24 protein-coding genes and 3 tRNA genes are annotated in these 24344 nt (G+C 65.6%); 13 read left to right on the plus strand and 14 right to left on the minus strand.

What is annotated here, in order from left to right; genetic code table 11:
• Positions 1-45: 45 nt before the first annotated feature.
• The 3 genes from BMZ19_RS18190 to BMZ19_RS22850 all read right to left on the minus strand — a co-directional run bounded on the left by BMZ19_RS18190 (position 46) and on the right by BMZ19_RS22850 (position 3804).
• Positions 46-1233 (minus strand): acetyl-CoA C-acyltransferase family protein, encoded by a 1188-nt coding sequence (locus tag BMZ19_RS18190; protein WP_090313004.1) that lies wholly within the window; start codon positions 1231-1233, stop codon positions 46-48.
• A gap of 656 nt (positions 1234-1889) precedes the next feature.
• Positions 1890-3497 (minus strand): AAA family ATPase, encoded by a 1608-nt coding sequence (locus BMZ19_RS18195; RefSeq protein ID WP_090313005.1) that lies wholly within the window; start codon positions 3495-3497, stop codon positions 1890-1892.
• A gap of 175 nt (positions 3498-3672) precedes the next feature.
• A complete protein-coding gene (locus BMZ19_RS22850; protein WP_280142182.1) occupies positions 3673-3804 on the minus strand; it encodes a hypothetical protein in 132 nt (43 codons plus the stop codon).
• A gap of 187 nt (positions 3805-3991) precedes the next feature.
• Here BMZ19_RS22850 and BMZ19_RS18200 point away from each other — a divergent pair, with 187 nt between their 5' ends.
• Positions 3992-4216 carry a helix-turn-helix domain-containing protein gene (locus BMZ19_RS18200; protein ID WP_090313006.1) on the plus strand — a complete coding sequence of 75 codons (225 nt, stop codon included), beginning with the start codon at positions 3992-3994 and terminating at the stop codon, positions 4214-4216.
• Positions 4217-4384: 168 nt separating this feature from the next.
• Positions 4385-4594: an MbcA/ParS/Xre antitoxin family protein gene (locus BMZ19_RS18205; RefSeq protein ID WP_090313007.1), complete on the plus strand. Its 210-nt coding sequence runs from the start codon at positions 4385-4387 to the stop codon at positions 4592-4594.
• 149 nt (positions 4595-4743) lie between these two features.
• Here the strand turns inward: BMZ19_RS18205 and BMZ19_RS18210 are convergent.
• A tRNA-Ser gene (locus BMZ19_RS18210) sits at positions 4744-4833 on the minus strand.
• Positions 4834-5003: 170 nt separating this feature from the next.
• Here BMZ19_RS18210 and earP point away from each other — a divergent pair.
• Positions 5004-6137: an elongation factor P maturation arginine rhamnosyltransferase EarP gene (gene earP / locus BMZ19_RS18215; RefSeq protein WP_090313008.1), complete on the plus strand. Its 1134-nt coding sequence runs from the start codon at positions 5004-5006 to the stop codon at positions 6135-6137.
• Between the two features lie 46 nt (positions 6138-6183).
• Entirely contained in the window at positions 6184-6759 is a 576-nt protein-coding gene (efp, locus tag BMZ19_RS18220) for an elongation factor P (protein WP_090313009.1), read from the plus strand.
• Between the two features lie 59 nt (positions 6760-6818).
• On the opposite strand, the gene BMZ19_RS18225 is transcribed toward efp, so the two are convergent.
• Positions 6819-7772 (minus strand): LysR family transcriptional regulator, encoded by a 954-nt coding sequence (locus BMZ19_RS18225; RefSeq protein ID WP_090313010.1) that lies wholly within the window; start codon positions 7770-7772, stop codon positions 6819-6821.
• 98 nt (positions 7773-7870) lie between these two features.
• Between BMZ19_RS18225 and BMZ19_RS18230 the strand changes: the two genes are divergently transcribed.
• Positions 7871-8626 carry a sulfite exporter TauE/SafE family protein gene (locus tag BMZ19_RS18230; RefSeq protein ID WP_090313011.1) on the plus strand — a complete coding sequence of 252 codons (756 nt, stop codon included), beginning with the start codon at positions 7871-7873 and terminating at the stop codon, positions 8624-8626.
• Here BMZ19_RS18230 and BMZ19_RS18235 read toward each other — a convergent pair.
• Positions 8616-9467: a LysR substrate-binding domain-containing protein gene (locus BMZ19_RS18235; RefSeq protein ID WP_090313012.1), complete on the minus strand. Its 852-nt coding sequence runs from the start codon at positions 9465-9467 to the stop codon at positions 8616-8618. The genes BMZ19_RS18230 and BMZ19_RS18235 overlap by 11 nt on opposite strands.
• 96 nt (positions 9468-9563) lie before the next feature.
• Here BMZ19_RS18235 and BMZ19_RS18240 point away from each other — a divergent pair, with 96 nt between their 5' ends.
• Positions 9564-9785 carry a DUF1127 domain-containing protein gene (locus tag BMZ19_RS18240; RefSeq protein ID WP_090313013.1) on the plus strand — a complete coding sequence of 74 codons (222 nt, stop codon included), beginning with the start codon at positions 9564-9566 and terminating at the stop codon, positions 9783-9785.
• A gap of 52 nt (positions 9786-9837) precedes the next feature.
• On the opposite strand, the gene BMZ19_RS18245 is transcribed toward BMZ19_RS18240, so the two are convergent.
• A complete protein-coding gene (locus tag BMZ19_RS18245) occupies positions 9838-11184 on the minus strand; it encodes a class II 3-deoxy-7-phosphoheptulonate synthase (protein WP_090313014.1) in 1347 nt (448 codons plus the stop codon).
• A gap of 142 nt (positions 11185-11326) precedes the next feature.
• On the opposite strand from BMZ19_RS18245, the gene BMZ19_RS18250 reads away from it, so the two are divergent.
• Positions 11327-12073 carry a spermidine synthase gene (locus BMZ19_RS18250; RefSeq protein ID WP_090313015.1) on the plus strand — a complete coding sequence of 249 codons (747 nt, stop codon included), beginning with the start codon at positions 11327-11329 and terminating at the stop codon, positions 12071-12073.
• A 292-nt stretch (positions 12074-12365) separates the two neighbouring features.
• Positions 12366-14048, plus strand: a complete 1683-nt coding sequence (locus tag BMZ19_RS18255) for a DEAD/DEAH box helicase (RefSeq protein WP_090313016.1) — start codon at positions 12366-12368, stop codon at positions 14046-14048.
• 89 nt (positions 14049-14137) lie between these two features.
• Here the strand turns inward: BMZ19_RS18255 and BMZ19_RS18260 are convergent, their stop codons facing one another.
• Positions 14138-14905, minus strand: a complete 768-nt coding sequence (locus BMZ19_RS18260) for a DODA-type extradiol aromatic ring-opening family dioxygenase (protein ID WP_090313017.1) — start codon at positions 14903-14905, stop codon at positions 14138-14140.
• 109 nt (positions 14906-15014) lie between these two features.
• Between BMZ19_RS18260 and BMZ19_RS18265 the strand changes: the two genes are divergently transcribed.
• Complete coding sequence (locus BMZ19_RS18265) at positions 15015-15671, plus strand: thiopurine S-methyltransferase (protein WP_090313018.1); 657 nt, start codon at positions 15015-15017, stop codon at positions 15669-15671.
• 36 nt (positions 15672-15707) lie between these two features.
• Here BMZ19_RS18265 and BMZ19_RS18270 read toward each other — a convergent pair whose 3' ends face one another.
• From BMZ19_RS18270 to BMZ19_RS18285, 4 genes are all read right to left on the minus strand, one after another.
• Positions 15708-16355, minus strand: a complete 648-nt coding sequence (locus tag BMZ19_RS18270; protein ID WP_090313019.1) for a DUF2959 domain-containing protein — start codon at positions 16353-16355, stop codon at positions 15708-15710.
• Between the two features lie 121 nt (positions 16356-16476).
• Entirely contained in the window at positions 16477-17352 is an 876-nt protein-coding gene (gene htpX / locus BMZ19_RS18275; protein WP_090313020.1) for a protease HtpX, read from the minus strand.
• A gap of 90 nt (positions 17353-17442) precedes the next feature.
• Positions 17443-17895, minus strand: coding sequence for a hypothetical protein (locus BMZ19_RS18280; protein WP_090313021.1), 453 nt, complete (start codon positions 17893-17895; stop codon positions 17443-17445).
• A gap of 51 nt (positions 17896-17946) precedes the next feature.
• Positions 17947-19158, minus strand: coding sequence for a pyridoxal phosphate-dependent aminotransferase (locus tag BMZ19_RS18285; protein ID WP_090313022.1), 1212 nt, complete (start codon positions 19156-19158; stop codon positions 17947-17949).
• A 171-nt stretch (positions 19159-19329) separates the two neighbouring features.
• Between BMZ19_RS18285 and msrB the strand changes: the two genes are divergently transcribed.
• Positions 19330-19725, plus strand: coding sequence for a peptide-methionine (R)-S-oxide reductase MsrB (msrB, locus tag BMZ19_RS18290; RefSeq protein WP_090313023.1), 396 nt, complete (start codon positions 19330-19332; stop codon positions 19723-19725).
• A 121-nt stretch (positions 19726-19846) separates the two neighbouring features.
• Here the strand turns inward: msrB and BMZ19_RS18295 are convergent, their stop codons facing one another.
• A complete protein-coding gene (locus BMZ19_RS18295) occupies positions 19847-22171 on the minus strand; it encodes a hybrid sensor histidine kinase/response regulator (RefSeq protein ID WP_090313024.1) in 2325 nt (774 codons plus the stop codon).
• 121 nt (positions 22172-22292) lie between these two features.
• Between BMZ19_RS18295 and BMZ19_RS18300 the strand changes: the two genes are divergently transcribed.
• A complete protein-coding gene (locus BMZ19_RS18300; protein ID WP_090313025.1) occupies positions 22293-23195 on the plus strand; it encodes an ATP-binding protein in 903 nt (300 codons plus the stop codon).
• Positions 23196-23243: 48 nt separating this feature from the next.
• Here BMZ19_RS18300 and BMZ19_RS18305 read toward each other — a convergent pair whose 3' ends face one another.
• On the minus strand, positions 23244-23918 hold the full coding sequence (locus BMZ19_RS18305; RefSeq protein WP_090313026.1) for a glutathione S-transferase family protein: 675 nt from the start codon (positions 23916-23918) through the stop codon (positions 23244-23246).
• A 266-nt stretch (positions 23919-24184) separates the two neighbouring features.
• Between BMZ19_RS18305 and BMZ19_RS18310 the strand changes: the two genes are divergently transcribed.
• Both BMZ19_RS18310 and BMZ19_RS18315 read left to right on the plus strand, forming a co-directional pair.
• Positions 24185-24260, plus strand: a tRNA-Glu gene (locus tag BMZ19_RS18310).
• 5 nt (positions 24261-24265) lie between these two features.
• Positions 24266-24341: transfer RNA gene (locus BMZ19_RS18315), tRNA-Gly, on the plus strand.
• The last annotated feature ends 3 nt before the right edge of the window (positions 24342-24344 follow it).

The following is a 24344-nucleotide window of genomic DNA, read 5'->3' on the forward strand; positions in this document are numbered from 1 at the left end:
TGTTGCTCCTGTGTTGTTCTTGTTGTCAGTGAGGCAAGTGGCGACTCAGACGCGCTCGAAGATCGCGGCGATGCCCTGGCCGCCGCCGATGCACATGGTCACCAGGGCGTAGCGGCCGCCGGTGCGGTGCAGTTCGTAGATCGCCTTGGTGGTGATGATCGCGCCAGTCGCGCCGACCGGATGGCCCAATGAGATACCCGAGCCGTTCGGGTTGACCTTGGCCGGGTCCAACCCCAGCTCCTGGATCACCGCGCAGGCCTGGGCGGCGAAGGCTTCGTTGGCTTCGATCACGTCGATCTGGTCGATGGACAGGCGGGTGCGCTCGAGCACCAGGCGCACTGCCGGTACCGGGCCGATGCCCATGTAGGCCGGGTCGACGCCGGCGTGGGCGTAGCCGACCAGGCGAGCCAGCGGTTGCAGGCCGAGCTGGTTGGCACGCTGCTCCTCGGCCAATACCACCGCGGCAGCGCCGTCGTTGAGGCCGGAGGCATTGCCCGGCGTGACGGTGCCGTTTTCCTTCTGGAAGATCGGCTTCATCGCGGCCAGTTGCTCGAGACTGAGGTCGCCGCGCACATGCTCGTCGCTGGCGAAGCTGACCACCCCTTTGCGCGTCTGCAGTTGCACCGGAACGATCTGCTCCTGGAAATAGCCTTTGGCAATGGCCCGAGCGGCGCGGCGCTGGCTTTCCAGGGCGAGGGCATCCTGCTGCTCACGGCTGATGCCATAGCGCGCGGCGACGTTTTCCGCGGTGATCCCCATGTGGGTCTTCTGCCAGGGGTCGTGGAGGATGCCGTTCATGTAGTCGACGGCGCCGCTATCGCCGAGGCGAGCGCCCCAGCGCAGGTTGGGCAGGATGAACGGGCCGCGGCTCATGCTCTCCGCGCCGGCGCCGATGGCGATGTCGGCATCGCCCAACAGGATGGTCTGCGCGGCGGAAATGATCGCCTGCAGACCCGATCCGCACAGGCGGTTTACGTTGAAGGCGGGGGTTTCCTGGGGAATGCCGGAGTCCATGGCGGCTACGCGGCTCAGATAGGCATCGCGTGGTTCGGTCGGGACCACGTTGCCCAGGACGACATGGCCGACTTCACCAGGGTCGACCCGGGAACGTTGCAGGGCTGCGCTGCAGGCCGTGGTCGCGAGCGCGCTCAGGGGAGTGTCCTTGAGCGAACCGCCAAAGGTGCCTATGGGGGTGCGAGCTGCACCGACTACGAGGATCTGACGCTGAGCCATGGTGTCTCCTTGTTGTTATCGGGCCAATGGGCGCACGAGACCATTGGCTTGAGTCGTGGAGCAGGGGAGCAGGGTCTTGCTGATTTTATTAAAAAACAGAACTGCTCGTTTGTAAATGGGGTTGCGCTGCATTGGCTGTTCTTCTAGATTCTAAGACGATAGCGAGTGGCTTTGACTTGCAACTAGCTTCTTGCTGAGGTGACTGTAAACATCATCTACGCATGACGTCCCTGTTGGATTGCCGCATCTCCTAACGATGCGTGGTCAGCTTGGCCTTGAGAGGCAAGATCATGAAAATAAAAAGAAATTTGACTTGTTTTTTTGTTGTCTGTGCATTCGCATTCGCATTCCTGTCTTGCCTGCTCCTGCAGCCATCCCCGTTGACGCCTGCCGTCAACCAGTCTGCAGCCAACCTGCAGATGGAGGCTTTGCAGCATCCGGTATTCATCGCGGTCTGGCAGGGCTGGCCATCGTCCTTCTGAGCGCTTGCCAGATTTTTCAGGGAAGCGCTGAAAAAGCCCACTCGCCTGAGCCGACAGCTGCTAGACCACCTGGCACTGCGCATCCGCCCCGATTCGGCCAGTCCGGCGCCTACCAGCAGTCGGTTCAGGACGCTGACAGTCATGCGGTAGAGCAGAGCGAGAGCTGTATTCGCTTCAGTCTCCCTCGCCACCGCGTCCCTGATCGAGCAGCCAGTCCCGGAGATAGCCGGGTACCGTCAGCTCGAAGCGGGTGCGGGTCGCACCGGTGTAGATCGCGCTCAGTACGCGTCGGGTGCTGCGCTGTTCGCTTCCGGCGACTGGCACGAGCAGGTCCGGCGTGAGCATCACGGAGTCCATTTCCAGATTGCGCGCATCAGCTACCCGGCCAAGCAGGATCGGTGCCTGCCCGGTGGGCTGCAGCTGCATGAGCGAGCGTTCAAAGTCCGTGCTGGAATAGCCACGCGCGAGCATGTCGCTGATCCGCACGAAGGTGCGGTTGTGGCCGAAGCGGCTCTCCATGGCCGCCCAACTGCTGTAGGCATACAGCGCCCAGTGACGTGGCTGAGTTCCCCTGTGGTACAGCTCGATGCAGTCCTGCACGAAGGCGCGGAAATCCTTTTCGACGCCCGGCAGCAGGGCAAAGCGGGCATTGGCGTTCGCCAGTCGCTGGAACCATTCGAACAGTCCCCATTCGGAGCGCACCAGGATGGTTGTCGGCTCCTCCGGGATCTGCGCGTGGTCGTAAAAGTGAACCCGGGTTGCCCGCTCCCGGTTGCCTTCCATGGGGGACAGCTGCTGGCCGGGAAAGGCGGCCCGCAGCGGATTGACCACCTGCTCCAGTTCGCGCCCGGCCCGCAGCGACTGGAAAAGCTCCCACTGACGCACCCGCTTCACGGGTTTGCCTGGCTGGCCATGCAGTGCCTGGCAGACGTCGCCCAGCGTATAGACGGCCTTCGGGCAGCGCCCGAGAAACTCCAGCAGAGGCGCGGGCAGGTCGTGGCTTTCGTCGACGATGACATGGGTGAAGGTGGCGGGAATGCGCAGCTCCGTTTGCTGGGCCAGTTGCTTGAGGCGGTGGTAGCCCCTGATCGGCATGCGGAGGTCGGGATGGGTAGGCCGGATGATCTCCTGCCAGAGCAGCCGGGCGTACTCGGTCATCACAGCCTGATCGATGCGCTCCTTGAGGCGTCCGGCGCTTGGGAAATGCTCGGGGCCGATGTTATCGTCGTTACTGTCGCAGAAGTCCATGATCGCTTGCCGGCACCAGCCCACCACCCGCGCCGGGGAGTGCCCACCCACGGACTGGATACCCAGCAGGTTGGCAATCGCCTGGTCATTGAGCTGGTAGGTGGCGTTGCCGCGCCCATCGCCCACCCGCCGCCATGGCTGGGTCAGGTCCTGTGTCAGCAGCTCGTCGGCCATCGTCCGGAAGGTCATATCCGTCACTTCCAGACCACCGAGGCGGCTGCGCAAGGCCGCCAGCTGTGCGCCGGTGAAGGCCAGCAGCAAGGTGCTGGAAGCCGGCAGCGTCTCGAGCATGGCGCGGATCAGATAAGTCTTGCCGACCCCGGCCAGTCCCTGAATATGCATCGACTCGTCGGCCTCTGCCAGAAAGGTGCGGTACAGGCGCGCCTGTTGATGACTCAGGGTCTTCTGCTGACCGTCCGGACAGGTCAGGACTTCCAGCGGCTGCAGCCGTTGTTGCTGGCGGGTCGTGAAGGTGAAATCCCAGCGGCCGTCGGCGAGCAGATAGTCCGCCTGCTCGATCTCGTGGTCGTCCAGTCAGTAGGCCGATGCCGAGGTCGGTCAAGCGCTGCAGTCCGGTGGCAAAGGCTGCCGGCTGGAAGCGCTCGGCAACCGCATCGGCAAAGGCCGCCTTTCCCAGTTGCTGGGCTAGCTCCAGCAACTGGGAAAGCTTCTTCTCGAGGCTGACCAGTGCTTCGTCTGCCTGCGCCAGTCACTGAATCAGCAGTTTCGAGGCCAGTTCGGGAATGCCGAGCTCAGCGGTGGGGGCTGTCGACGCCTCGGTCAGCAGCCGGGCGCGATGCGCTGACAGGGGAAGGAAGAAGCTCAGTGTATGGGGCTGCATGAACCGCTCCGTGGTGAAGAAGGCGTGGCTGGCGCGCCAGTCTGCCAGGACCTAGGCCGATCGGACGTGACTGTGCAATCCGGCGGGGAGTGTCCGGCAGCTCCAACGTTAAAATGCGGATTACAATCCGTGGTCTGTGTGTCCGCCAACGCAGGATAGTGCTGCCTCGAATAGTGTCGAGGCGGTCATGGAGCAACTGGCGAGGGCGTTGGGGGCTAACATTCGGGCGCAGAGTAAGGCCAGGCGGCTTTTTCAGGATGCACTGGCCCTGGCGTGCAGTATCGATCGCAGTTACATGGGGCGGATCGAGCGTGGTGAGGTGAACGTCACGGTAGAGAAGCTGTACCGCATCGCTAGTGTGCTGGCCTGCGAGCCTGCGGAGCTCCTGCCCAGACAGGTCATAGTAGGCTGATGCGTTGCCGCAAGGCTGGCGGTCTGCTCTGGACAGCTGCGCGTAGCCTTGCGCATGGTGACGGCCTTAACTGTACTGTATTTGCATGCAGTATGTCGTAGGAGTGCCCGAGCAATGGGTAGTGTGTGCAAAATCTGCACATAGTCATAAGCGAGGAGGAGACCCGCGATGGCGGATCGCGAAATCGATTCCCGTGTTCTGGAGGTGCAGGCCCTGGCTGAGTGTGTCTTTGAAAATCTATTGATCGCGCTCGACTGGCTGGCCAAGCCCAACACAGCTTTGGGGGATGCCACCCCGCTGAGTTGCTGTGCGACAGCGACGGGGGCACAGCAGGTTCGGAGAATTCTGCTGGCTATCGAGTTCGGCGGGGTAGCTTGATCGCTGTTGGAGCCGGAGGATGGCCTAGGGCGGCCTGAGACGGCATGGAAAGGGGCATATTTGCCCTAAAGTTGCCCTAAACTCGAAAGGCGTAAACGAAAAGCCCCTGAAATCTTCTTAAGATTCAGGGGCTTAGCGTATATCGAATATGGCGGTGAGGGAGGGATTCGAACCCTCGATACGGTTTCCCGTATACACACTTTCCAGGCGTGCTCCTTCAACCGCTCGGACACCTCACCATATTTGCGCCGTCTGGGCTGTGGCCCTGTCGACGGCGCACAATGTAGTCGAAACTATTTCCGAATGCAAAGGTTTTTTCAAATTTTTCATTGGCTTAGGGCAAGTCGGCTTTCCGGGAGGCGACGGCGGGCCTGCTAGACTGCGCGCCGAACGAGCAGAGGAGAAATGCGTGGCGAGCTGGGACATTTTCTGCAGTGTGGTGGACAACTACGGCGACATCGGGGTGACCTGGCGGCTGGCCCGCCAGCTGGCCGCCGAGCATGGTCATCACGTGCGTCTGTGGGTCGACGAGCCGGCGGCCTTTGTCGCACTCTGCCCCCAGGCAGATGCTCGTCTGAAGCGGCAGCAGGTGGCGGGGGTGGAGGTCTGTCATTGGGCGGCGGACTGGCAGTCCGAGGCGCTGGCCGACGTGGTGATCGAGGCCTTCGGTTGCACGCTGCCGGAGGCTCAGGTGGCGGCGATGCGCGCCGCCGCACGGCAGCCGTTGTGGCTGAATCTGGAATATCTCAGCGCCGAGGACTGGGTGGTTGGCTGCCATGGCTTGCCGTCGCCCCAGGGCCAGGGCTTGCAGAAGTACTTTTTCTTTCCCGGTTTCGTCGCCGGGACCGGCGGCGTGCTGCGCGAGCGCGAGTTGCTGGCGCGGCGGCGGGCATTCCAGGCCGACCCGGCGGCGCGGCGCGTGTTTCTCGCCGGCTTGGGCATCACCGTGCAGGATCAGGCGCGGTTGATCTCATTGTTCGCCTACGAGAATCCCGGGCTGGGCGAGTGGCTGGATGCGCTGGCCGTAGATCCGCAGGTGACCCAGTTGCTGGTACCGCGCGGACGCATTCTCGGCGATCTGCGCCAGTGGCTGGGTGAAGCTGGCGATCTGGAGCCGGGCTTTATGGCGCAGCGCGGCAACCTGCAGCTGCAGGTGCTGCCGTTCGTCTCTCAGGATGACTACGACCGCTTGCTGTGGTGCTGCGATTTCAACGCGGTGCGCGGCGAGGACTCCTTCGTGCGCGCGCAGTGGGCCGGGCGGCCGCTGCTCTGGCACATCTATCCTCAGGAGGAGGGTGCGCACTGGGAAAAACTGGACGCCTTCCTGGCGCTCTATCTGCAAGGTTTGTCGCCGGCGGCGGCGCAAGCGCTGCATGAGCTGTGGCGGGCGTGGAATGCCGGGGCGGGGATGGGGGCGGCCTGGGTGGCGGCGCGACCGCACTGGCCGGAGTGGCGGGAGCACGCGGAGAAATGGTGTGCGGAGCAGGCCTCCCGTCCTGATCTTGCTGCGGCGCTGGAACAGTTTTACCAAGAATCGCTATAATGCGCGGCTTAGATCTTGTACCTCCAGTCAAATCCGGATATTTCGCATGAAAACCGCACAAGAAATGAAGGCCAACAGCGTAGCCCTGATCGACGGCCATCCGTGGCTGATTCAGAAAGCTGAGTTCACCAAGTCCGGTCGTAACAGCGCCATCGTCAAGATGAAGCTGAAGAACCTGATCAACGGTTCCAAGACCGAAACCGTTTACAAGGCCGACGACAAGATGGAGCCGGTCATCCTTGATCGCAAGGAAGTGACCCTGTCCTACATCAGCGGCGACGACTACGTGTTCATGGATCCGGAGTACAACTCCTATGAACTGCGTGCGGAAGATCTGGAAAGCGTTCTGCCGTTCATCGAAGAAGGCATGACCGACGTCTGCGAAGCCGTGTTCTTCGAGGGCAAGGTGATCTCCGTCGACCTGCCGACCACCATCGTGCGCCAGGTTGTCTACACCGAAACCGCCGCCCGTGGCGATACCAGCGGCAAGGTGATGAAGCCGGCCAAGCTGCGTAACGGCACCGAAGTCAAAGTGGCCGACTTCGTGAACATCGACGACTGGATTGAAATCGACACCCGCGACGGCTCCTACAAAGGCCGTACCCAGGCTCCGCAAGCCTGAGTCTGACGCGCGTGTACAAGAGCCCGGCCTAGCGCCGGGCTTTTTCGTTTCTGGGGTGCCTACTTGCCGAAGCCGGCCTGCAGCGCCTGGTCCCAGGACGGCACCGGGCGGAAGCGGCTCTTCAGAAATTCCAGCAGCAGGCGGGTGCGCGAAGAGCTGGCCTGCTGCAGGCGCAGGACATAGATACCGCTGGGTTCAGCCGGCGGCAGGCCGTCGTCGCAGAACAGTGGCACCAGTTCGCCGCGCAGCAGGTAGTCGCTGATCAGCCAGGTCGGCAGGTGGGCGATGCCGAGGCCGGCGAGGGCGGCGAACAGCAGCGCTTCCGCGTTGTTGGCGGTCATGCGCAGGCGGCCGGGGCGGATCGTGCAGCTCTGGCCGTCGAGGATGAAGCGCCAGGCATGCGGAGGCGCCAGGGCATCCCAGTCCAGACCGTCGTGTTCGGGTAGCTGGCGCGGATCGCTGGGCGTGCCGCGGCGTCTGAGATAGTCGGGGCTGGCACAGGCTATACGCCGCATGGGGGCGAGCGATGTGGCCACCAGGCGGCTGTCGGCCAGCGGGCCAATGCGCAAGACCAGGTCGACCTGGCCGAGGTGTTCGCCCTGCAGGTCGACAAAGCTGTCGATCAGGCGCAGCTGCACGTCCAGGCCTGGGTAGGCGACCAGGAATTCGGCGATGGCCGGTGCCAGGTGGCGGCGGCCGAACGGCGCTGGGGCGTCGATGCGGATCAGTCCTTCCGGAGCGCTGCTCAGCGACACCGCCTCGGCGCGCGCCAGGCGCCATTCGTCGAGGATGCGCCGGGCCCGTTCGGCGAAGGCCAGGCCGGCCGGGGTGGCCTTCACTGCATGGGTGGTGCGCTGGAATAGGGTGCTGCCCAGCACCTGCTCCAGCGCATCGATGCGCCGCGCCACTGCCGAGGGGGTGAGCTGCTGGTGGCGGGCGGCGGCGGAGAAGCTGCCGCACTCCAGTACCTCGAGGAACAAGCCGAGCTGGCCGGTCAGGACGTCGGGATTCATGGGCAACCTGTTGTGCGGGAAATGCATAGCCATTGTGCTTGGCTTTGCGTTTCCCGGCCAGGCGCGCCTGCGTAGCATGCGTCTTTTGCGGAGGCGTGATGACTCTATTGCAGTTTTTCTTCGATATGGCGCTGGGGCTGATGCTGGGCGCCTTGGGCGGGTTGTTCGGCATTGGCGGCGGCTTGATTGCCATCCCGGCGCTCGGTCTGCTGTTCGGTCTGGACCAGCAGCTGGCCCAGGGCACGGCGCTGGTGATGGTGGTGCCCAACGTGCTGCTGGCGCTGTGGCGCTACCACCAGCGCAACCGTATCGACTGGCGGCATGCGTTGCTGCTGGGGGTGTCCTCGTTCGTGCTGGCCTGGGTGGGTGCCGCGGTCGCGGTAGGGCTGGACGCCGAGACGATGCGTCGGGGCTTTGTCGGTTTCCTGCTGGCGTTGGCGGTCTGGAATCTGACCCAGGTGTTTCTGCGCTCGGCGGCAGGACCCACGGAGTTGCGCCACCCGTGGCCCTGGCTGGGGGTGCTCGGTGGTGGTGCCGGTCTGCTTGGCGGGCTGTTCGGGGTTGGCGGTGCGGTGCTGGCCACGCCGGTCCTGACCTTGGTGTTCGGCGTCAGCCAGGTGGTGGCCCAGGGCCTGTCGCTGGCGCTGGCCGCACCCAGTACGGCGGTGGCTCTGGTGACTTACGGTATGCACGGCCACGTCGACTGGCTGACCGGCATTCCGCTGGCCGTCGGCGGCCTGCTCAGCATCAGCTGGGGCGTCAGACTGGCCCATGCCCTGCCGCAGCACCTGTTGCGGATGCTGTTCACCCTGTTCCTGCTGCTCTGCGCCGGGCTGCTCGGCCTCAAAGCCTGAAGCCTTCGGCGATGTGCTCGGCGAGGGCGTCGGTGACCGGTGATTCCGAGCCGGGGCGGCGCAGCAGCACGATGCTGGTGGTCGGCAGCGGTGGCAGTCCCTCTGCTTCGCCGAGGATGCGCAGGTCCGGGGTGATCAGGCTCTGCAGCTGGGCGGTAACGGCGAGTCCGGCGCTGACCACGGCGAGGATCGCCGACAGGCTGGGGCTGGTGTAGGCGATGCGGTAGGGCCGGCCGAGGGCATCCAGGGCGTTGCAGGCCCAGGCCCGGCAGAAGCAGTCGCTGTTGAACATCGCCAGTGGCATTGGCGACTGCTCATGCGGGCTGAAACCACGGGCCTCGGCCCAGACGAAGCGTTCCTGGCGCAGCAGCTGGCCGATCTCGCTGCCCGGCTGGCGGGTGACGATGCTGAAGTCGAGGTCCTGGCGCTGCAGCAACTGGGCCGACGGCTCGCAATGGACCTCCACCTGCACCAGCGGGTGGCTCTGGGCGAAGCGCGAGAGGATCCCCGGCAGGAAGCGCATCACGTAATCGTCCGGGGTGCCGATGCGCACCGCACCGACCATGTGCGGCTCGCGCAACGTGGACAGCAGTTCGCCCTGCAGCTTGAGGATGCGCCGCGCGTAGCCCAGCAGCACCTGGCCCTCCGCCGTCAGCCGTACCTGGCGGCCGTCGCGCTCGAACAGCGCTCGCTGCAGCACGTCCTCCTCCAGGCGCTTCATCTGCATGCTCACCGCCGACTGGGTGCGGTTGACCGCCTCGGCCGCGCGGGTGAAGCCGCCCTGGTCGGCGATGGCGACGAAGGTGCGCAGCAGCTCGCTGTCGATGCTTGGATAGCTCATCCATCAATCTCCGAGATGCCAGGCATCACGAGTATTCGTTGGATTGATCCTATGCCGGCGCCGAGACTGAATCCACCAGCGGAGGAGGATCTGGCGATGAAAGGGCAAGTGCAGACGGTGAGAGGCGAGCGGCAAGGACTGGAAGAGAGGCGGTTGCCGTGGTGGCGGCGGGCGTGGCAGAAGGTGCTGCGCTGGCGGCAGCTGGCGCGTCAGCGCCGCCAACTGGCCATGCTGAGCGACGCGACACTCAAGGATATCGGCCTCAGTCGCGCCGATATCTGGACGGAGAGTCATCGACCGTTCTGGGATGACCGCTGAGGGCGCCGCCCCGTCAACGCGTCCCTGGCGCGGCGCTGGCGGGGCGGCTCGCTCAGCGGCGGATCTGCTTGAGCGTGTCGGCGATTAGGAACGCCAGTTCCAGCGACTGGTCGGCGTTCAGGCGCGGGTCGCAGTGGGTGTGGTAGCGATCCGACAGGCCGGCCTCGGTGATCGGCCGGGTACCGCCGATGCATTCGGTGACGTTCTGCCCGGTCATCTCGATGTGGATGCCGCCCGGGTAGCTGCCCTCGGCCTGGTGGACCTGGAAGAACTGCTTCACCTCGCTGAGCACCTGGGCGAAGTCGCGGGTCTTGTAGCCGCTGCTGGCCTTGATGGTGTTGCCGTGCATCGGGTCGGAACTCCATAGCACCAGGCGACCTTCGTTCTCGACCGCGCGGATCAGGCGTGGCAGGTGCTGCTCGACCTTGTCGGCGCCCATGCGCACGATCAGGTTGAGGCGGCCCGGGTCGTTTTCCGGGTTGAGGGTGTCGATCAGGCGGATCAGCTCCTCACTCTCCATGCTCGGGCCGACCTTGACCCCGATCGGGTTGCCGACGCCGCGCAGGAACTCGACATGGGCGCCATCCAGCTGGCGGGTGCGGTCGCCGATCCACAGCATGTGCGCCGAGCAGTCGTACCAGTCGCCGGTCAGGCTGTCCTTGCGCACGAAGGCCTGCTCGTAGTTGAGCAGCAGCGCTTCGTGAGCGGTGAAGAAGCTGGTTTCACGCACCTGCGGGGTGTTCTCCAGACCGCAGGCGCGCATGAACGCCAGGGTCTCGTCGATGCGGTCGGCCAGCTGGCCGTACTTCTCGGTCAGCTCGGCGCTGGCGATGAAGTCGAGGTTCCACTGGTGTACCTGATGCAGGTCGGCAAAGCCGCCCTGAGCGAAGGCGCGCAGCAGGTTGAGGCTGGCGGTGGACTGGTGGTAGGCCTGCAGCAGGCGCTCCGGGTCCGGGATGCGGCTCTTCGCGTCGAAACCGATGCCATTGACGATGTCGCCGCGGTAGGCGGGCAGGGTCACGCCGCCGAGGGTTTCCTCGCCGGAGGAGCGCGGCTTGGCGAACTGGCCGGCCATGCGGCCGACCTTGACCACCGGGCAGCCGGCGGCGAAGGTCATGGCGATGGCCATCTGCAGCAGCACCTTGAAGGTGTCGCGGATCTTGCCGGCGGAGAACTCGGCGAAGCTCTCGGCGCAGTCGCCGCCCTGCAGCAGGAAGGCGCGACCCTGGGTCACCTCGGAGAACTGCCGGCGCAGCTCGCGGGCCTCGCCGGCAAACACCAGTGGCGGATAGCCGGCCAGGGTCCGCTCGACGCTCGCCAGATGGGCGGCATCGGGGTAAACGGGTTGCTGCTGGATGGGCTTGCTTCTCCAGCTGTCGGGGCTCCAGGTCTGGCTCATCGGGCTACTCGGTTTGCGGCTGACTATATGCGGCTATGGTAACTGATCGATCGGCGCCTCGGGGCGATGGCGGCGATAGAGCCAATGCATCGTCCGGGCTCGCGGTCTGCTAGGATGCCGGCCAGTTTTCCGGGGAGGCGACATGAGCAACTACCAACAGCTGGCCGAGGTGCACGACGACTACGGGGTGATCCGCGTGGTGGAGTCGGGCGACTACCGCTTTCTCGAATTCGGCGACGAGGTCGAGCAGAGCTGCACCTATGTCCCCGATCCGGCCTGGCTGGAATACGACTACACCCGCGCCATGCTGCTCGGCGCGCTGCTGCCAGAGCGCACCGAGCGCGTGCTGTTTCTCGGTCTGGGCGGCGGCAACCTGACCCAGGCCTGTCTGAGGTTCTTGCCGCTGTCGATGGTGGAAGCGGTCGAACTGCGCCCTGCGGTGCCGCAGCTGGCCCGCGAGTTTCTCGGCCTGGCCGACGATCCACGCCTGACCATCCATATCGGCGATGCCTGCAGCCTGCTGGCGAACTGCGCGCCGGCCGACCTGATCTATCTCGACCTGTATACCGACACCGGGCCGGCGCCGGCGCACATCGCCTGGGGCTTTCTCGAGGCCTGTCGCGCGCAGCTGCGGCCCGGCGGCTGGCTGGTGATCAACCAGTGGAGCGCCACCGACGGCAAGCCGCTGGGCGCGCCCCTGTTGCGCGGGCTGTTCCGTCACTGCTACTGGGAGTGCCCAGTCACCGAGGGCAACGTCATCCTCTATGTGCCGGCCGACGGCGAGCAGGCGCTGGATACCGAGTGTCTGCGCCAGCGCGCCGAGGCGCTGGAGCCGCGCCTGGGTTATGCGCTGAGCGGTTACATCGGGGCATTGCGTTCGGCGACCTGAGTGCTCTGTGCCGGGCCTTTCCGGATGTGCGGGGCAAAAATAGCGAGACTCGGCACGTATTTTGCGTTATAGTGCGCGCCGGCTTTGACGCGCCCTGTTCAAAATCTGCACCATCAGGAAGCGCTGCTTCCGCCGTGCGTCCGTCTCCACGGACTGTCTTGACGAACTATCCTTTCCACGCGATTTCGCAAATCCCCGCCGACCAGGCTGCCAGGGTGACCCTACGGGTCTTGCTTTTGGCTAGCGCAGCGCTGGCCATGGGTCTTTGCGGATGTACATGAGGCAAACACCCATGACCGAAACTATCGTTGGCGGCTTCGCCGCGCTCAATCTCAACCCGGCTGTGCTTTCCGCGATCACCGCGGTGGGCTACGAAGAGCCGTCCGCCATTCAGGCCCAGTCGATCCCGGTGATCCTTGCCGGTCACGACATGATCGGCCAGGCGCAGACCGGTACCGGCAAAACCGCGGCCTTCGCCCTGCCGCTGCTGTCGCTGCTCGACCCGGCCCGTCGCGAGCCGCAGATCCTCATCCTGACCCCGACCCGCGAGCTGGCCCTGCAGGTCGCCGCGGCCTTCGAGCGCTACTCCAGCGACATGGCTGGCGTGAAGGTGCTGGCGGTGTACGGCGGCGCGCCGATGGGCCCGCAGCTCAAGGCCCTGCGTCAGGGTGCCCAGGTAGTGGTGGCGACCCCGGGTCGCCTGTGCGACCACCTGCGTCGCGACGAGAAGCTGCTGGCCACCGTCGATCGCTTGGTCCTCGACGAGGCCGACGAGATGCTCAAGCTCGGCTTCATGGAAGACATCGAAGCGATCTTCCAGGCCCTGCCGGAAAGCCGCCAGACCGTGCTGTTCTCCGCGACCCTGCCGGCCTCGATCCGTGCGATCGCCGAGCGCAACCTGAAGTCGCCGAAGCACGTCAAGATCGCCACCAAGACCCAGACCGTCGAGAGCATCGAGCAGGCCCACCTGATGGTACATGCCGACCAGAAGCAGGCCGCCGTGTTGCGTCTGCTCGAGGTTGAGCAGTTCGATGCGCTGATCGGCTTCGTGCGCACCAAGCAGGCCACCCTCGACATCGCCGAGATGCTCGAGCGCAACGGCTACCGCGCCGCCGCGCTGAACGGCGACATTGCCCAGGCCCAGCGTGAGCGTGTGGTCGAGTCGCTCAAGGATGGCACCCTGGACATCGTGATCGCCACCGACGTCGCCGCCCGTGGTCTCGACGTACCGCGCATCACCCATGTGTTCAACATCGACATGCCGTACGACCCGGAGTCCTACGTGCACCGTATCGGTCGTACCGGCCGTGCCGGGCGTACCGGTCGCGCACTGTTGCTGGTTACCCCGCGCGAGCGCCGCATGCTGCAGGTGATCGAGCGAGTCACCGGGCAGAAGGTCGCCGAGATCAAGATGCCGGATGCCGAAACCGTGCTGGAAGCCCGCCTGCAGCGTCTGACCAACAGCCTCAAGCCGCTGCTGGACGGCGCTGAGGCCGCTCGTGGCGAGATCGGTGCCGAGCTGTGCCGTCGCCTGGAGTGCACTCCGGAGCAGCTGGCCGCGGCCCTGCTGGCCAAGCTGACCCAGGGGCAGGCCCTGGATCTGGAAAGCGTGCGTCGCGAGCAGCCGATGGCGCCGGCTCCGGCCCGCGAGCGTCCGGCCGGTGACCGTCCCGAGCGTACCGGCGAGCGCAGCGGCGAAGCCCGTCCGCGCCGCCCGATGGAGCCGCTGGCCGAAGGCCGCGTGCGCTGCCGTACCGCGCTGGGTAAGCGCGACGGCGTCGCTGCCAAGAACCTGCTCGGCGCCATCATCAACGAAGGCAAGATGGTCCGCGAAGCCATCGGCCGCATCCAGGTGCGCGAGACCTTCAGCCTGGTCGAGCTGCCGGAAGAGGGCCTGGATCGCCTGCTCGGTCGCCTCAAGGAAACCCGTGTCGCCGGCAAGGCCCTGCGCCTGCGTCGTTACCACGAGGAATGAGCATTCGCTGACTGAATGCCGGTAATGCCAAAACGCCCCGACTTGTCGGGGCGTTTTCGTTGTTGGGGCCTGCCAGCGGGCCGGGCCGGTCAGCCGAAGCGGTAGATGTCCATGCTGATCGTCGCCTTGCTGAAGCCCTGGTGCTCGACGCCGAACTCGCCACCGGCGCCGCGGGCGAAAAACAGCGGCAGCAGGTGCTCGTCGCTGGGGTGGCTGCGCACCGCCCAGGGCGCCTGCTGGCGGTAGTCGTGCAGGGCGGCCTCGTCGCCCGCCTGCAGGTGCTCGACCAGCCAGTCGCGGAATTCGCGTGCCCAGGGCTCGACCACCTCCGAGCCGGCATCCCAGTCCAGTTCGCGCAGGTTGTGGGTGACGCTGCCCGAGCCGATCAGCAGGACCCCGCGCTCGCGCAGGCCGCCGAGGAGGCGGCCGAGCTGGGTCTGTAGCGCCGGCCCCTGGCGACTGGGCAGCGACAGCTGCAGCACCGGGATGTCGGCCTCGGGATACATCATCCGCAGCGGCACCCAGGCGCCATGGTCGAGCGGGCGCTGCGGGTCGAGCTGTGCCGGCAGGCCGGCGGCCTCCAGCAGCTCGACGATTTCCCCGGCCAGCTGCGGCTCGCCCGGTGGCTGGTAGTCGAGCGCATAGAGCGCCGGCGGAAAGCCGTAGAAGTCATGCCAGGCCTGCTGGCGCGGCGCCGAGGTCAGGTGCAGGTCGGTGGTTTCCCAGTGCGCGGAAACCACCAGAATCGCCCTGGGGCGCGGCAGCTCGCGGGCCAGGCGGGCGAGGGCGCGGCCGGTTTCGCCGGGCTGCAGGGCGACCATCGGCGAACCGTGGGAAATGAACAGGCTGGGCAGCATGGGGATGTCTCTGGAGGGCGATGTTGCTATCTTCGGCAGGCGAACCATCGAAATCCAGTATAAGTTTTCGACCATTCGAATCGAATCCGGCAATCAAAGGGAGGCTCTAATGCACGAGGAGTTCTGGCAGGCGCGCTGGGCGCGCAACGAGATCGGCTTTCACCGCAGCGAGGTGAATCCCGCGCTGCAGGAGTACTGGCCGCAACTGCAGCTGGCGCCGGGCAGTCGGGTGCTGGTACCACTGTGCGGCAAGAGTCTCGATATGCCCTGGCTGGCGGCCCAAGGCTACGGGGTGCTGGGCGTCGAGCTGGCGGAGAAGGCGGTTCAGGAATTCTTCGCCGAGCAGGGCCTGAGCGCGCCGGCCGCGGCCGACGGTGCCCTGCGCCGCCATCAGGCCGAGGGCATCGCCGTGCTGCAGGGCGACTTCTTTGCCGTCACGCCGGCGCAGACGGCTGGCTGTGTCGGCTACTACGACCGTGCGGCGCTGATCGCCCTGCCGCTGGAGATGCGCCGGCGCTACGTGGCGCACCTGCGGGAGCTGCTGCCCAGCAGCTGCCGCGGCCTGCTGATGACCCTCGACTATCCGCAGGAGGAGCGCAAGGGGCCGCCGTTCGCGGTGAGCGACAGCGAGGTGCGCGAACTCTATGGCGAGGACTGGCGGATCGAGCTGCTGGAGGACGAGGATGTGCTGGCGGAAAACGCCGGCTTCCTTGCGCTGGGGGTGAGCGGTCTGCGTGAGCGGGTCTATCGGCTGACGCGTCTTTAGTGGCCGAAGGGGCCGCCTGTGGCGGCCCCGCGCGCGTCAGTTGCCGCTCTGCAGGCGGCGCACGAAGGCGTCGGATTCGTCGATGGCGCGCTGCATGTCGCGCAGCAGCTGGTCGACGTTGCCCTGCAGGGTGCGGTACTCGCCCTTGAGCGCGCCGATGGCGCGGGCGTTGAGGTTGTGCTTGAGGAATAGCACCTGGTCGCGCAGCACGCTGAGTACCGGCTCGATGCGCCGCTCGGCGGCCTGCATGCGCTGGATCAGGGTGCGGTAGTCCTGGCGGGTGCGCGCCAGCTCGCGGGCGCTGGCGTTGCGCAGGCTGGCGTTGCTGTATTGCTGCAGTTCGGCCTCCCATTCGTCGAACAGCGCCTCGGCGACGTCCTCGACCGCCTTGATGCGCTGGCGAACGGCCTTGGCGCTTTCCTCGCTGGCGAGGTATTCGCTGTTCAGTGCGTCGTAACGCGCCTCCAGTTCACCGCCGTTGACCTGCACCACACTGCGGTAGCGCTCGAGGGCGTCGCGGAACTGCTCCTTGGCGTCCAGCTGGGCGTCGCGGGCTTCCTCGACGCGGTCGACGAGGATGTCGCGCTTGTGCACGCCGGCCTTTTCCATGGCGGCGTAGTAGGCGCTCTGGCAGCCGGTGAGCAGGAGCAGGGCGGCGAAGACGAGGGAGGCAGTGCGGCGCATCGGAGATTTCTCGCAGGCGGATAACGCGGCCATGGTAGCGGCGGAACAAAAAAAGGGCGACTCGCGTCGCCCTGTCCCAATGTGAAACTCGTCCCGCCGTGAAGCGGGAGCCGTGCGGCAATCAGCGACCGCGCTGGCGCAGGGCCTCGATGCGGTCTTCCAGCGGCGGGTGGGTCATCAGCAGGCCGGCCAGGCCATGCTTGAGGCCGCCGTTGATGCCGAAGGCGGTCATGCTTTCCGGCATGTGCACCGGCACGCCCTGTTCGGCACGCAGGCGCTGCAGGGCGGCGATCATCGCGCCGGTGCCGGCCAGGTCGGCACCGGACTCGTCGGCGCGAAACTCGCGCTTGCGCGAGAACCACATGACGATGATGCTGGCCAGGATGCCCAGCACCAGTTCGGCGAAGATGGTCGCGACGAAGTAGCCGATACCCGGGCCTTCCTCGTTCTTGAGGATCACCTTGTCGACGAAGTTGCCGAAGATGCGCGCGAAGAACATCACGAAGGTGTTCACCACGCCCTGGATCAGCGCCAGGGTGACCATGTCGCCGTTGGCCACGTGACCGATCTCGTGGGCCAGTACGGCCTTGACCTCGTCCGGCGAGAAGCGCTCGAGCAGGCCTTGGCTGACGGCCACCAGGGCGTCGTTCTTGTTCCAGCCGGTGGCGAAGGCGTTGGCCTCGTAGGCGGGGAAGATGCCGACCTCGGGCATCTTGATCCCGGCGTCGCGCGCCAGCTGCTCGACGGTCTGCAGCAGCCACTGTTCGTGGCGGGTGCGCGGCTGGCTGATGATTTCGGTGCCGGTACTCATCTTCGCCATCCACTTGGAGATGAACAGCGAAACCAGCGAGCCGGCGAAACCGAACACGGCGCAGAACACCAGCAGGCTGCCGTAGTTCTGACCGGTGAAGCGGTCGACCCCGAGCAGCTTGAGGGTGACGCTGGCAATTACCAGCACGGCCAGGTTGGTGGCCAGGAACAGCAGAATACGCATCATGATTAAAACCGTCTCCTTGCGGCAGAGTCGCGATGAGTCTGAGCGGCTATATAAGGGAGCCCGAGGGGGTAATTCAACAGGAGCGCTATTTCAAACTGTGTCGCCCGAGCCGCTCTGGCTCGCGTTGAACAGCAGGCGGGCGAGCTGCGACAGCCGTTCGCCGTCGCCGCTGGCCAGGGTTTCCTGCAGCTGACGAGCCAGCGTGCTGCGCATGGACGGTACGTTCGCGGGCAGGCTGCAGTGTTGCAGTGCGGCATCGCCGATGCGGGCGCTCAGGCGCAGGAAGCCTTTTTCGCTGAGAACCGCCTGCTCCAGCGCCTCGTGATGGAGGGTGCCGGCATGGCGCAGGTAGCCTTCCTCGCCGAGCCACAGCAGGGTGCCCAGGCAGCTTTGGTGGCGCACGTGGGGCAGGCCGTATTCGTCCGGCTCGTGATAGCCGATCAGGTCATCGACGTAGAGGGTGGTCTTGCGCGGAAACACCCGGTAGAGGGTGAGCAGGGCGCGGCTGGCGTCGTGGTAGAAATCGTTGATCTGCAGATCCATGGCGGGAACTCACACCAGCCACCCGGGCGGGCGGCTGGCTTACAGGCTGGGTTACTGGCGGTAGCCCTTGAGGAAGTTGCCGATGCGGCCGATGGCCAGCTCGAGGTCGTCGACGCGTGGCAGGGTGACCACGCGGAAGTGGTCCGGCCACGGCCAGTTGAAGGCGGTGCCCTGGACGATCAGCAGCTTCTCGGAGAGCAGCAGGTCGAGGACGAACTTCTCGTCGTTGTGGATCGGGCAGACCTTGGGATCGATCTTCGGGAAGGCGTAGAGCGCGCCCATCGGCTTGACGCAGCTGACCCCGGGAATGTCGTTGAGCAGCTCCCAGGTGCGGTTGCGCTGCTCGAGCAGGCGCCCGCCGGGCAGGACCAGGTCGTTGATGCTCTGGTAGCCACCGAGGGCGGTCTGGATCGCGTGCTGGGCCGGCACGTTGGCGCACAGGCGCATGTTGGCGAGGATGTCGAGGCCCTCGATGTAGCTCTTGGCCTTGTGCTTGGGGCCGGAGATGGCCACCCAGCCGGAGCGGAAGCCAGCCACACGGTAGGACTTGGACAGGCCGTTGAAGGTCAGGCACAGCACGTCCGGGGCCAGCGAGGCGGTGCAGATGTGCTGGGCGTCGTCGTAGAGGATCTTGTCGTAGATCTCGTCGGAGAAGATCACCAGGTTGTTCTGACGGGCGACCTCAACGATTTCCTCGAGCACTTCCTTGGGATACACCGCGCCGGTCGGATTGTTCGGGTTGATCAGCAGGATCGCCTTGGTGTTGCTGGTGACTTTCGCCTTGATGTCGGCGATGTCGGGGTACCAGTTCGACTGCTCGTCGCACAGGTAGTGCACCGCCTTGCCGCCGGCCAGGCTGGTAGCCGCGGTCCACAGCGGGTAGTCGGGGGCCGGGATCAGTACCTCGTCGCCGTTGTTGAGCAGGGCCTGCAGGACCATGACGATCAGCTCGGATACGCCGTTGCCGAGGTAGATATCCTCGATGCCGATGCCTTCCACTTGCTTCTGCTGGTAGTACTGCATCACCGCCTTGCGTGCGCTGAACAGTCCCTTGGAGTCGCTGTAGCCCTGGGAGATCGGCAGGTTGCGGATCACGTCCTGGAGGATTTCCTCCGGCGCTTCGAAGCCGAACGGTGCCGGGTTGCCGATGTTCAGCTTGAGAATGCGCTGGCCTTCGTCTTCGAGGCGCTTGGCGTGCTTGAGAACCGGCCCGCGGATGTCATAGCAGACGTTGGCGAGCTTGTTGGATTTGCTGACCTGCATGAGGGAACCCCGATATAACCAGCGCCCGGCATTCGGCGCTGGCGCAAATCGTCCGGGGGCGGCTTGGCAGGCTCAAAAGCGGGTGACAGACTGAAAGCCACGCATCATACGACTGCCCCGGGCCCGGTGAAAGGGAAGGGGTGGGCTTTTTTCCAAGGCGAGGTGTTTTACATGCAAAAGGTCGAAAAGCCTCTGGATGAGTGGCGCGAGGAGCTGTCGGAAAGCCAGTTCCAGGTCTGCCGTCTCAAGGGGACCGAGCGCGCCTTCACCGGCGAGTACTACCACTGCAAGACTCCGGGCATCTACCACTGTGCCTGCTGCGATGCGCCGCTGTTCGACTCGAATGCCAAGTACGACTCCGGCAGTGGCTGGCCGAGCTATTTCCAGCCGGTTTCCGCCGAGGCACTGCGTCGGGTGGAGGATTTCAGCCACGGCATGCACCGCATCGAGGTGCTCTGTGCACGCTGCGATGCGCATCTGGGGCATGTGTTCCCGGACGGGCCGGAGCCGACCGGATTGCGCTACTGCATCAACTCGGTGGCCCTGCGACTCAAGCCTGTAGAGTGATAAAAAGCATTCAGTTGTCTTCGTAAGACTCTGAAATAAAAGAAAATTTGTCTTGCGGTTAAAGTGATTTGTGCGCAGTGTGGCGCTGGCCAGGCGCCGGAGGGCGTGGGGAGTCGGCGCCTCAGTCTGGTTGCGGGCAGCCCTGCGGCAGCCAGCGCTCGAGTGCCGCTTCCAGTTCCTCGCGGCGCAGCGGCTTGCTCAGGTAATCGTTCATGCCGGCACGCCGGCAGCGCTCGCGCTCCTCGGGCATGGCATTGGCGGTGAGAGCGATCACCGGCAGGTCGGTCTGCCGGCCGTTGCGGCGAATCTGCCGGGTGGCCTCGTAGCCATCCATCAGCGGCATGTTGCAGTCCATCAGCACTAGGTCGAAATCCTGCTGGCGGAGGATCTTCAGGGCCTCCTCGCCCTGCCGGGCGACTTCCACGGCCAGACCGAGCCGGCCGAGCAGGCCCTTCACCACCAGCTGGTTCACCGGGTTGTCCTCCACCAGCAGAATGCGCGGCGGTCGGTCGATCGGTACGCTGCCGGCGTCTACCGCGGGCGGCATCTGGCGGCTCAGGCCGCGCTGCAGGGCCTGGTAGAGCGCGGCGCGGGGCAGCGGCCTGGGCAGCTGTTCCAGCGGTTGCAGGCGCTCGGCCTCCTCGTCGGGGAGAAAGTCGCCGTAGGCGCTGACCAGCAGGATGGGCGCGTCGACCCGCGGGCGACGGCCGAACAGGCAATCCGGGCAGTCGGAGATCAGCAGGTCGACGTCGATCCCGCTCAGGCTGGCGTCGGTATCCAGGCGCTGGAAATCCACTCCCCAGCTCGGCAGCCAGGTTTCCAGCTGCTCGCTGAGACCGCTGCGCCGCGAACACAGTGCGATGACCTTGCCGTGCAGTGGCGGCAGGGTAGTCGCTGCGGCGTGGGTGGCCAGCGGCAGGCGCACGCTAAAGCGACTGCCCAGGCCCGGCTGGGAGTCCACCTCCAGAGTGCCGTGCATGGCCTCGCACAGGCGTCGGGTCAGGGGCAGCCCCAGGCCGGTGCCGCCGAACCGGCGGCTGATGCCGGCTTCGGCCTGGACGAAGGGCTGGAAGATCCGCGACAGCGCTTCGCGGGAGATGCCGATGCCGGTGTCGCGCACTTCGAGGAGGATGCCGTCGGGGTTGCTGATAAGGCGGACATCCACGCGGCCATGGCGGGTGAACTTGAGGGCATTGGACAGCAGGTTGCTGACGATCTGCCGCACGCGCAGCGGGTCGCCGACGACCTCGCCGGGCAAATCGGGCGCGACCAGGCAGGTCAGCTCGACCCCGGGCGCGGCATTCTGCGCCAGCAGGCTGGCGGTTTCCTCGACCAGGCTGGCGAGGTCGAAGGGCGTCTGCTCCAGTTCGAGCTGGCCGGCGTCGAACTTGGACAGATCGAGCACGCCGTTGAGCAGCTCCACCAGGGTGCGCCCGGAGTCGTGGGCGATGGTCAACTGCTGGCGCAGCTGCGCCGACAGTGGATTGTCCAGGGCGAGGGACAGCATGCCGAGCAGGCCGTTGAGCGGGGTGCGGATTTCGTGGCTCATGCTGGCGAAGAAGTGCGCGCGTGCCTGGGCCATTTCCAGAGTGAGGCGTTGCGCCTGCTGCAGCTCGCGGTTGGCGTCGAGCAGTTCGCGATTGCTGCTTTCCAGCGCGCAGGTGCGTTCATGCACGCGCTCTTCCAGCTCGCCCAGCGAGAGGGTCAGGCGCTCTTCGACGGCGCGGCGCTGGGTAATCTCGTTGCCGAGCAGCGCCAGCTGGCGGTTGCAGGAGTCGACCAGCAGGCCGATCTCGTCGCGCTGGTGCCCGCTGGGGCAGGGCAAGGGCGGCTGATCGGCCAGGCGCGGGTTGCGCCGGCCGAGGTCGTTGATCAGGCTGTTCAGCGGGCGGGTCAGCAACAGGTAGGACAGGCCGAACAGGGTCAGGCTGAGCAGCAGGCTGCTGACAAAGCCGCCAACCAGGGTGATGCCGGCGCGATGCAGAAAGCGGCTGCCGTAACTGAAGGTGTCGATCTCGATGCGCTGCAGGCCGGGCTTGGCTCTGGAGTGCTGCGGCAAGGGCAGCGGGTCCGCGAAGCTGCGCTGGCTGCCGAACAGCAGGTCGCTGAGTCGGCGCTGCCAGCCGTCCGGGTGGGCGCTGCGACGGGCACTGGCCAGCGGTGCGCCACCGTGATCGAGCAGCTCGGCGTGCAGTACCGCAGGAGCCTGCAGCAGTCCCTGCATCAGTTCCCCGGCCAGTTTCTCGTCCCAGTTGTAGAGCACCCGCGCCGCCGGGGCGTGGCTGATCGCCAGCAGGGCGCGGGCGTCGCGGTCGATGGTCGCGTCCTCGCTGGCATAATCGAGGGTCACCTGGATCAGGCTGAACAGGGCGCCGAGGACAAAGGCAACCAGAACGGCCAGGCCGGCCTGCTTGAAGGAAAGCCGCTGCGTGAGGGGAATATCCATATAAATTAGTGTGATGCAGCCTGATGTGCGGAGCGGAGGCGAAGAATAGCCGATTGCGCGTCTGCCTCGGCACCGTGGGTGTCTCAGTTCGTAACAGTTAGTTCGTAACCAGGAGTGGTGCGTGGACAATCGTTTGAGTGAGTTTCTGGAGCGCGTCGAGCAGGTGCTCGAGCGCGTGCAGCCGCTGCTGCCCGAGCCGGCGCAGCGGATCGACTGGCACAGCTGCCTGGCCGCTCGCTGGCAGCGTGAAGGGCGGCACGGCACGCTGCGGCCGCTGCAGGTGCGCCTCGACCTGCACCTGCACGATCTGCTGGGTGTCGATCGCCAGCGCGAGCAGTTGGGGCGCAATACCCGCCAGTTCGTCGCCGGCCTGCCGGCCAACCATGCGCTGCTGTGGGGCGCGCGGGGCACCGGCAAGTCCTCGCTGGTGCGGGCGCTGCTGGCCGAGTATGCCGAGGAAGGGCTGCGCCTGATCGAGATCGAGCGCGACGAGCTGGCCGACCTGCCGCGTGTGGTCGAGCAACTGGCCGGCTTGCCGCAACGTTTCGTGCTGTTCTGCGACGACCTGTCCTTCGAGGCTGGCGAGGGCGATTACCGGGTACTCAAGAGTGTGCTCGACGGCTCGCTGGAGCAGGCGCCGGACAATGTGTTGCTGTATGCCACCTCCAACCGTCGCCATCTGCTGCCCGAGCGGCAGAGCGACAACCTGGACTGGCAGCAGGTGGATGGCGAGGTGCATCCCAGCGAGGCGGTGGAGGACAAGGTCGCCCTGTCGGATCGTTTCGGCCTGTGGTTGTCCTTCTATCCCTTCACCCAGCCGGAATACCTGCAGGTGGTGCAGCACTGGGTGGCGACTTTGGCCGTGCAGGCGGACTTGCGCTGGGAGTGGAGCGAGGAGCTGGAGAAGGCGGCGATCCGCTGGGCCACCGGGCGCGGCAACCGCAACGGGCGCTGCGCCCAGCAGTTCGCCCGTCACTGGGTCGGGTGCGCGCTGCTCGACGGTGGCGAGCAGGCGCCGGGTTGACGGGGAGCCTGGCCCGCAATGATCGTCGGTCCGGGCCCGGCAAGCGACTCAGGCGGTAGCCTGGGCGCGGGCCAGCAGTTTTTCCAGGATGCGGCACTCGTCCGGCAGGATGGCCTGGATGCTGTCGCGCTGGCATAGGCGCTCCTGCAGCGCGGCGAGTCCCGGCCAACGGGCGGCGTCGAGCGACTCGCTGCCATGCTGCAGGTTGATCAGCTGGCAGGCGAACGCCAGGTCGGCTGCGCTCAGGCGGTTGCCGACCAGATAGTCGGCGCCGTCGAGCATCTTCTCCAGGTAGTCGAAGTGTTTCGGCAGCTTCTCGACCAGCGCCTTCTGCACCGCTTCTTCATTGCAGGCCTTGCCCATGGTCGGGTTGAGCGCGCGGTTGAGAAACACGGCGAAGGTGGTCAGCGGCGCCAGCTCGTAGTCGGCGTATTTCTCCAGCCAGCGGATACGCGCCTTTTCCGCCGCGGTGTCGCCATACAGCGCGGGAGCTTCGGGATACTGCTCCTCGATGTACTGGCCGATCACGCTGGAGTCGGCGAGTGCCAGGTCGCCATCCTTGAAGCCGGGAATGCGGCCCAGCGGGCTGATCTCGAAGAACCAGTCGGGCTGGTGGAAGGGGGCGACAATTTCCAGCTGGTAGTCGAGTCCCTTTTCCGCCAGCAGCAGGCGGACCTTGCGCACGAAGGGGGACAGTGGCGCGCCGTAGACGATCATGCTCATGGTGCAGATCCTTGGTGTTCGGTGGGTTGGCTGCGGCTGTTATAGCATGCGCAGGCGGCGCGGCGATGGGCTTGCGGTGATGCCTGGTTTTCAATGCAACTCATTGATTTAAAAAAACATTCAAATTGGGGTTGACGATCCCGGGGTGGCTCCATAGAATGCGCGCACTTCCCAAGCAAAGCGCGAAACAAGGCGAAAGCTGAAGCGAGTGCCAAGCGGGAAGGTTGGAAATGTGGCAGTCATAGCTGTTATAAGTTCCAGGCCGCGTCCCCTTCGTCTAGTGGCCTAGGACACCGCCCTTTCACGGCGGTAACAGGGGTTCGAGTCCCCTAGGGGACGCCACTTAAGCGGGAATAGCTCAGTTGGTAGAGCACGACCTTGCCAAGGTCGGGGTCGCGAGTTCGAGTCTCGTTTCCCGCTCCAATT

This window comes from Pseudomonas linyingensis (assembly GCF_900109175.1).
Lineage (GTDB): Bacteria > Pseudomonadota > Gammaproteobacteria > Pseudomonadales > Pseudomonadaceae > Geopseudomonas > Geopseudomonas linyingensis.

Excerpts from the sequence above, each read along its gene's own strand:
- BMZ19_RS18190 (WP_090313004.1), bottom strand. The coding sequence starts at position 1,233 with ATGGCTCAGCGTCAGATCCTCGTAGTCGGTGCAGCTCGCACCCCCATA.
- BMZ19_RS22850 (WP_280142182.1), bottom strand. The coding sequence starts at position 3,804 with ATGCAGCCCCATACACTGAGCTTCTTCCTTCCCCTGTCAGCGCATCGC.
- BMZ19_RS18200 (WP_090313006.1), top strand. The coding sequence starts at position 3,992 with ATGGAGCAACTGGCGAGGGCGTTGGGGGCTAACATTCGGGCGCAGAGT.
- BMZ19_RS18205 (WP_090313007.1), top strand. The coding sequence starts at position 4,385 with ATGGCGGATCGCGAAATCGATTCCCGTGTTCTGGAGGTGCAGGCCCTG.
- efp (WP_090313009.1), top strand. The coding sequence starts at position 6,184 with ATGAAAACCGCACAAGAAATGAAGGCCAACAGCGTAGCCCTGATCGAC.
- BMZ19_RS18225 (WP_090313010.1), bottom strand. The coding sequence starts at position 7,772 with ATGAATCCCGACGTCCTGACCGGCCAGCTCGGCTTGTTCCTCGAGGTA.
- BMZ19_RS18230 (WP_090313011.1), top strand. The coding sequence starts at position 7,871 with ATGACTCTATTGCAGTTTTTCTTCGATATGGCGCTGGGGCTGATGCTG.
- BMZ19_RS18235 (WP_090313012.1), bottom strand. The coding sequence starts at position 9,467 with ATGAGCTATCCAAGCATCGACAGCGAGCTGCTGCGCACCTTCGTCGCC.
- BMZ19_RS18240 (WP_090313013.1), top strand. The coding sequence starts at position 9,564 with ATGAAAGGGCAAGTGCAGACGGTGAGAGGCGAGCGGCAAGGACTGGAA.
- BMZ19_RS18245 (WP_090313014.1), bottom strand. The coding sequence starts at position 11,184 with ATGAGCCAGACCTGGAGCCCCGACAGCTGGAGAAGCAAGCCCATCCAG.
- BMZ19_RS18250 (WP_090313015.1), top strand. The coding sequence starts at position 11,327 with ATGAGCAACTACCAACAGCTGGCCGAGGTGCACGACGACTACGGGGTG.
- BMZ19_RS18255 (WP_090313016.1), top strand. The coding sequence starts at position 12,366 with ATGACCGAAACTATCGTTGGCGGCTTCGCCGCGCTCAATCTCAACCCG.
- BMZ19_RS18260 (WP_090313017.1), bottom strand. The coding sequence starts at position 14,905 with ATGCTGCCCAGCCTGTTCATTTCCCACGGTTCGCCGATGGTCGCCCTG.
- BMZ19_RS18265 (WP_090313018.1), top strand. The coding sequence starts at position 15,015 with ATGCACGAGGAGTTCTGGCAGGCGCGCTGGGCGCGCAACGAGATCGGC.
- BMZ19_RS18270 (WP_090313019.1), bottom strand. The coding sequence starts at position 16,355 with ATGCGCCGCACTGCCTCCCTCGTCTTCGCCGCCCTGCTCCTGCTCACC.
- htpX (WP_090313020.1), bottom strand. The coding sequence starts at position 17,352 with ATGATGCGTATTCTGCTGTTCCTGGCCACCAACCTGGCCGTGCTGGTA.
- BMZ19_RS18280 (WP_090313021.1), bottom strand. The coding sequence starts at position 17,895 with ATGGATCTGCAGATCAACGATTTCTACCACGACGCCAGCCGCGCCCTG.
- BMZ19_RS18285 (WP_090313022.1), bottom strand. The coding sequence starts at position 19,158 with ATGCAGGTCAGCAAATCCAACAAGCTCGCCAACGTCTGCTATGACATC.
- msrB (WP_090313023.1), top strand. The coding sequence starts at position 19,330 with ATGCAAAAGGTCGAAAAGCCTCTGGATGAGTGGCGCGAGGAGCTGTCG.
- BMZ19_RS18295 (WP_090313024.1), bottom strand. The coding sequence starts at position 22,171 with ATGGATATTCCCCTCACGCAGCGGCTTTCCTTCAAGCAGGCCGGCCTG.
- BMZ19_RS18305 (WP_090313026.1), bottom strand. The coding sequence starts at position 23,918 with ATGAGCATGATCGTCTACGGCGCGCCACTGTCCCCCTTCGTGCGCAAG.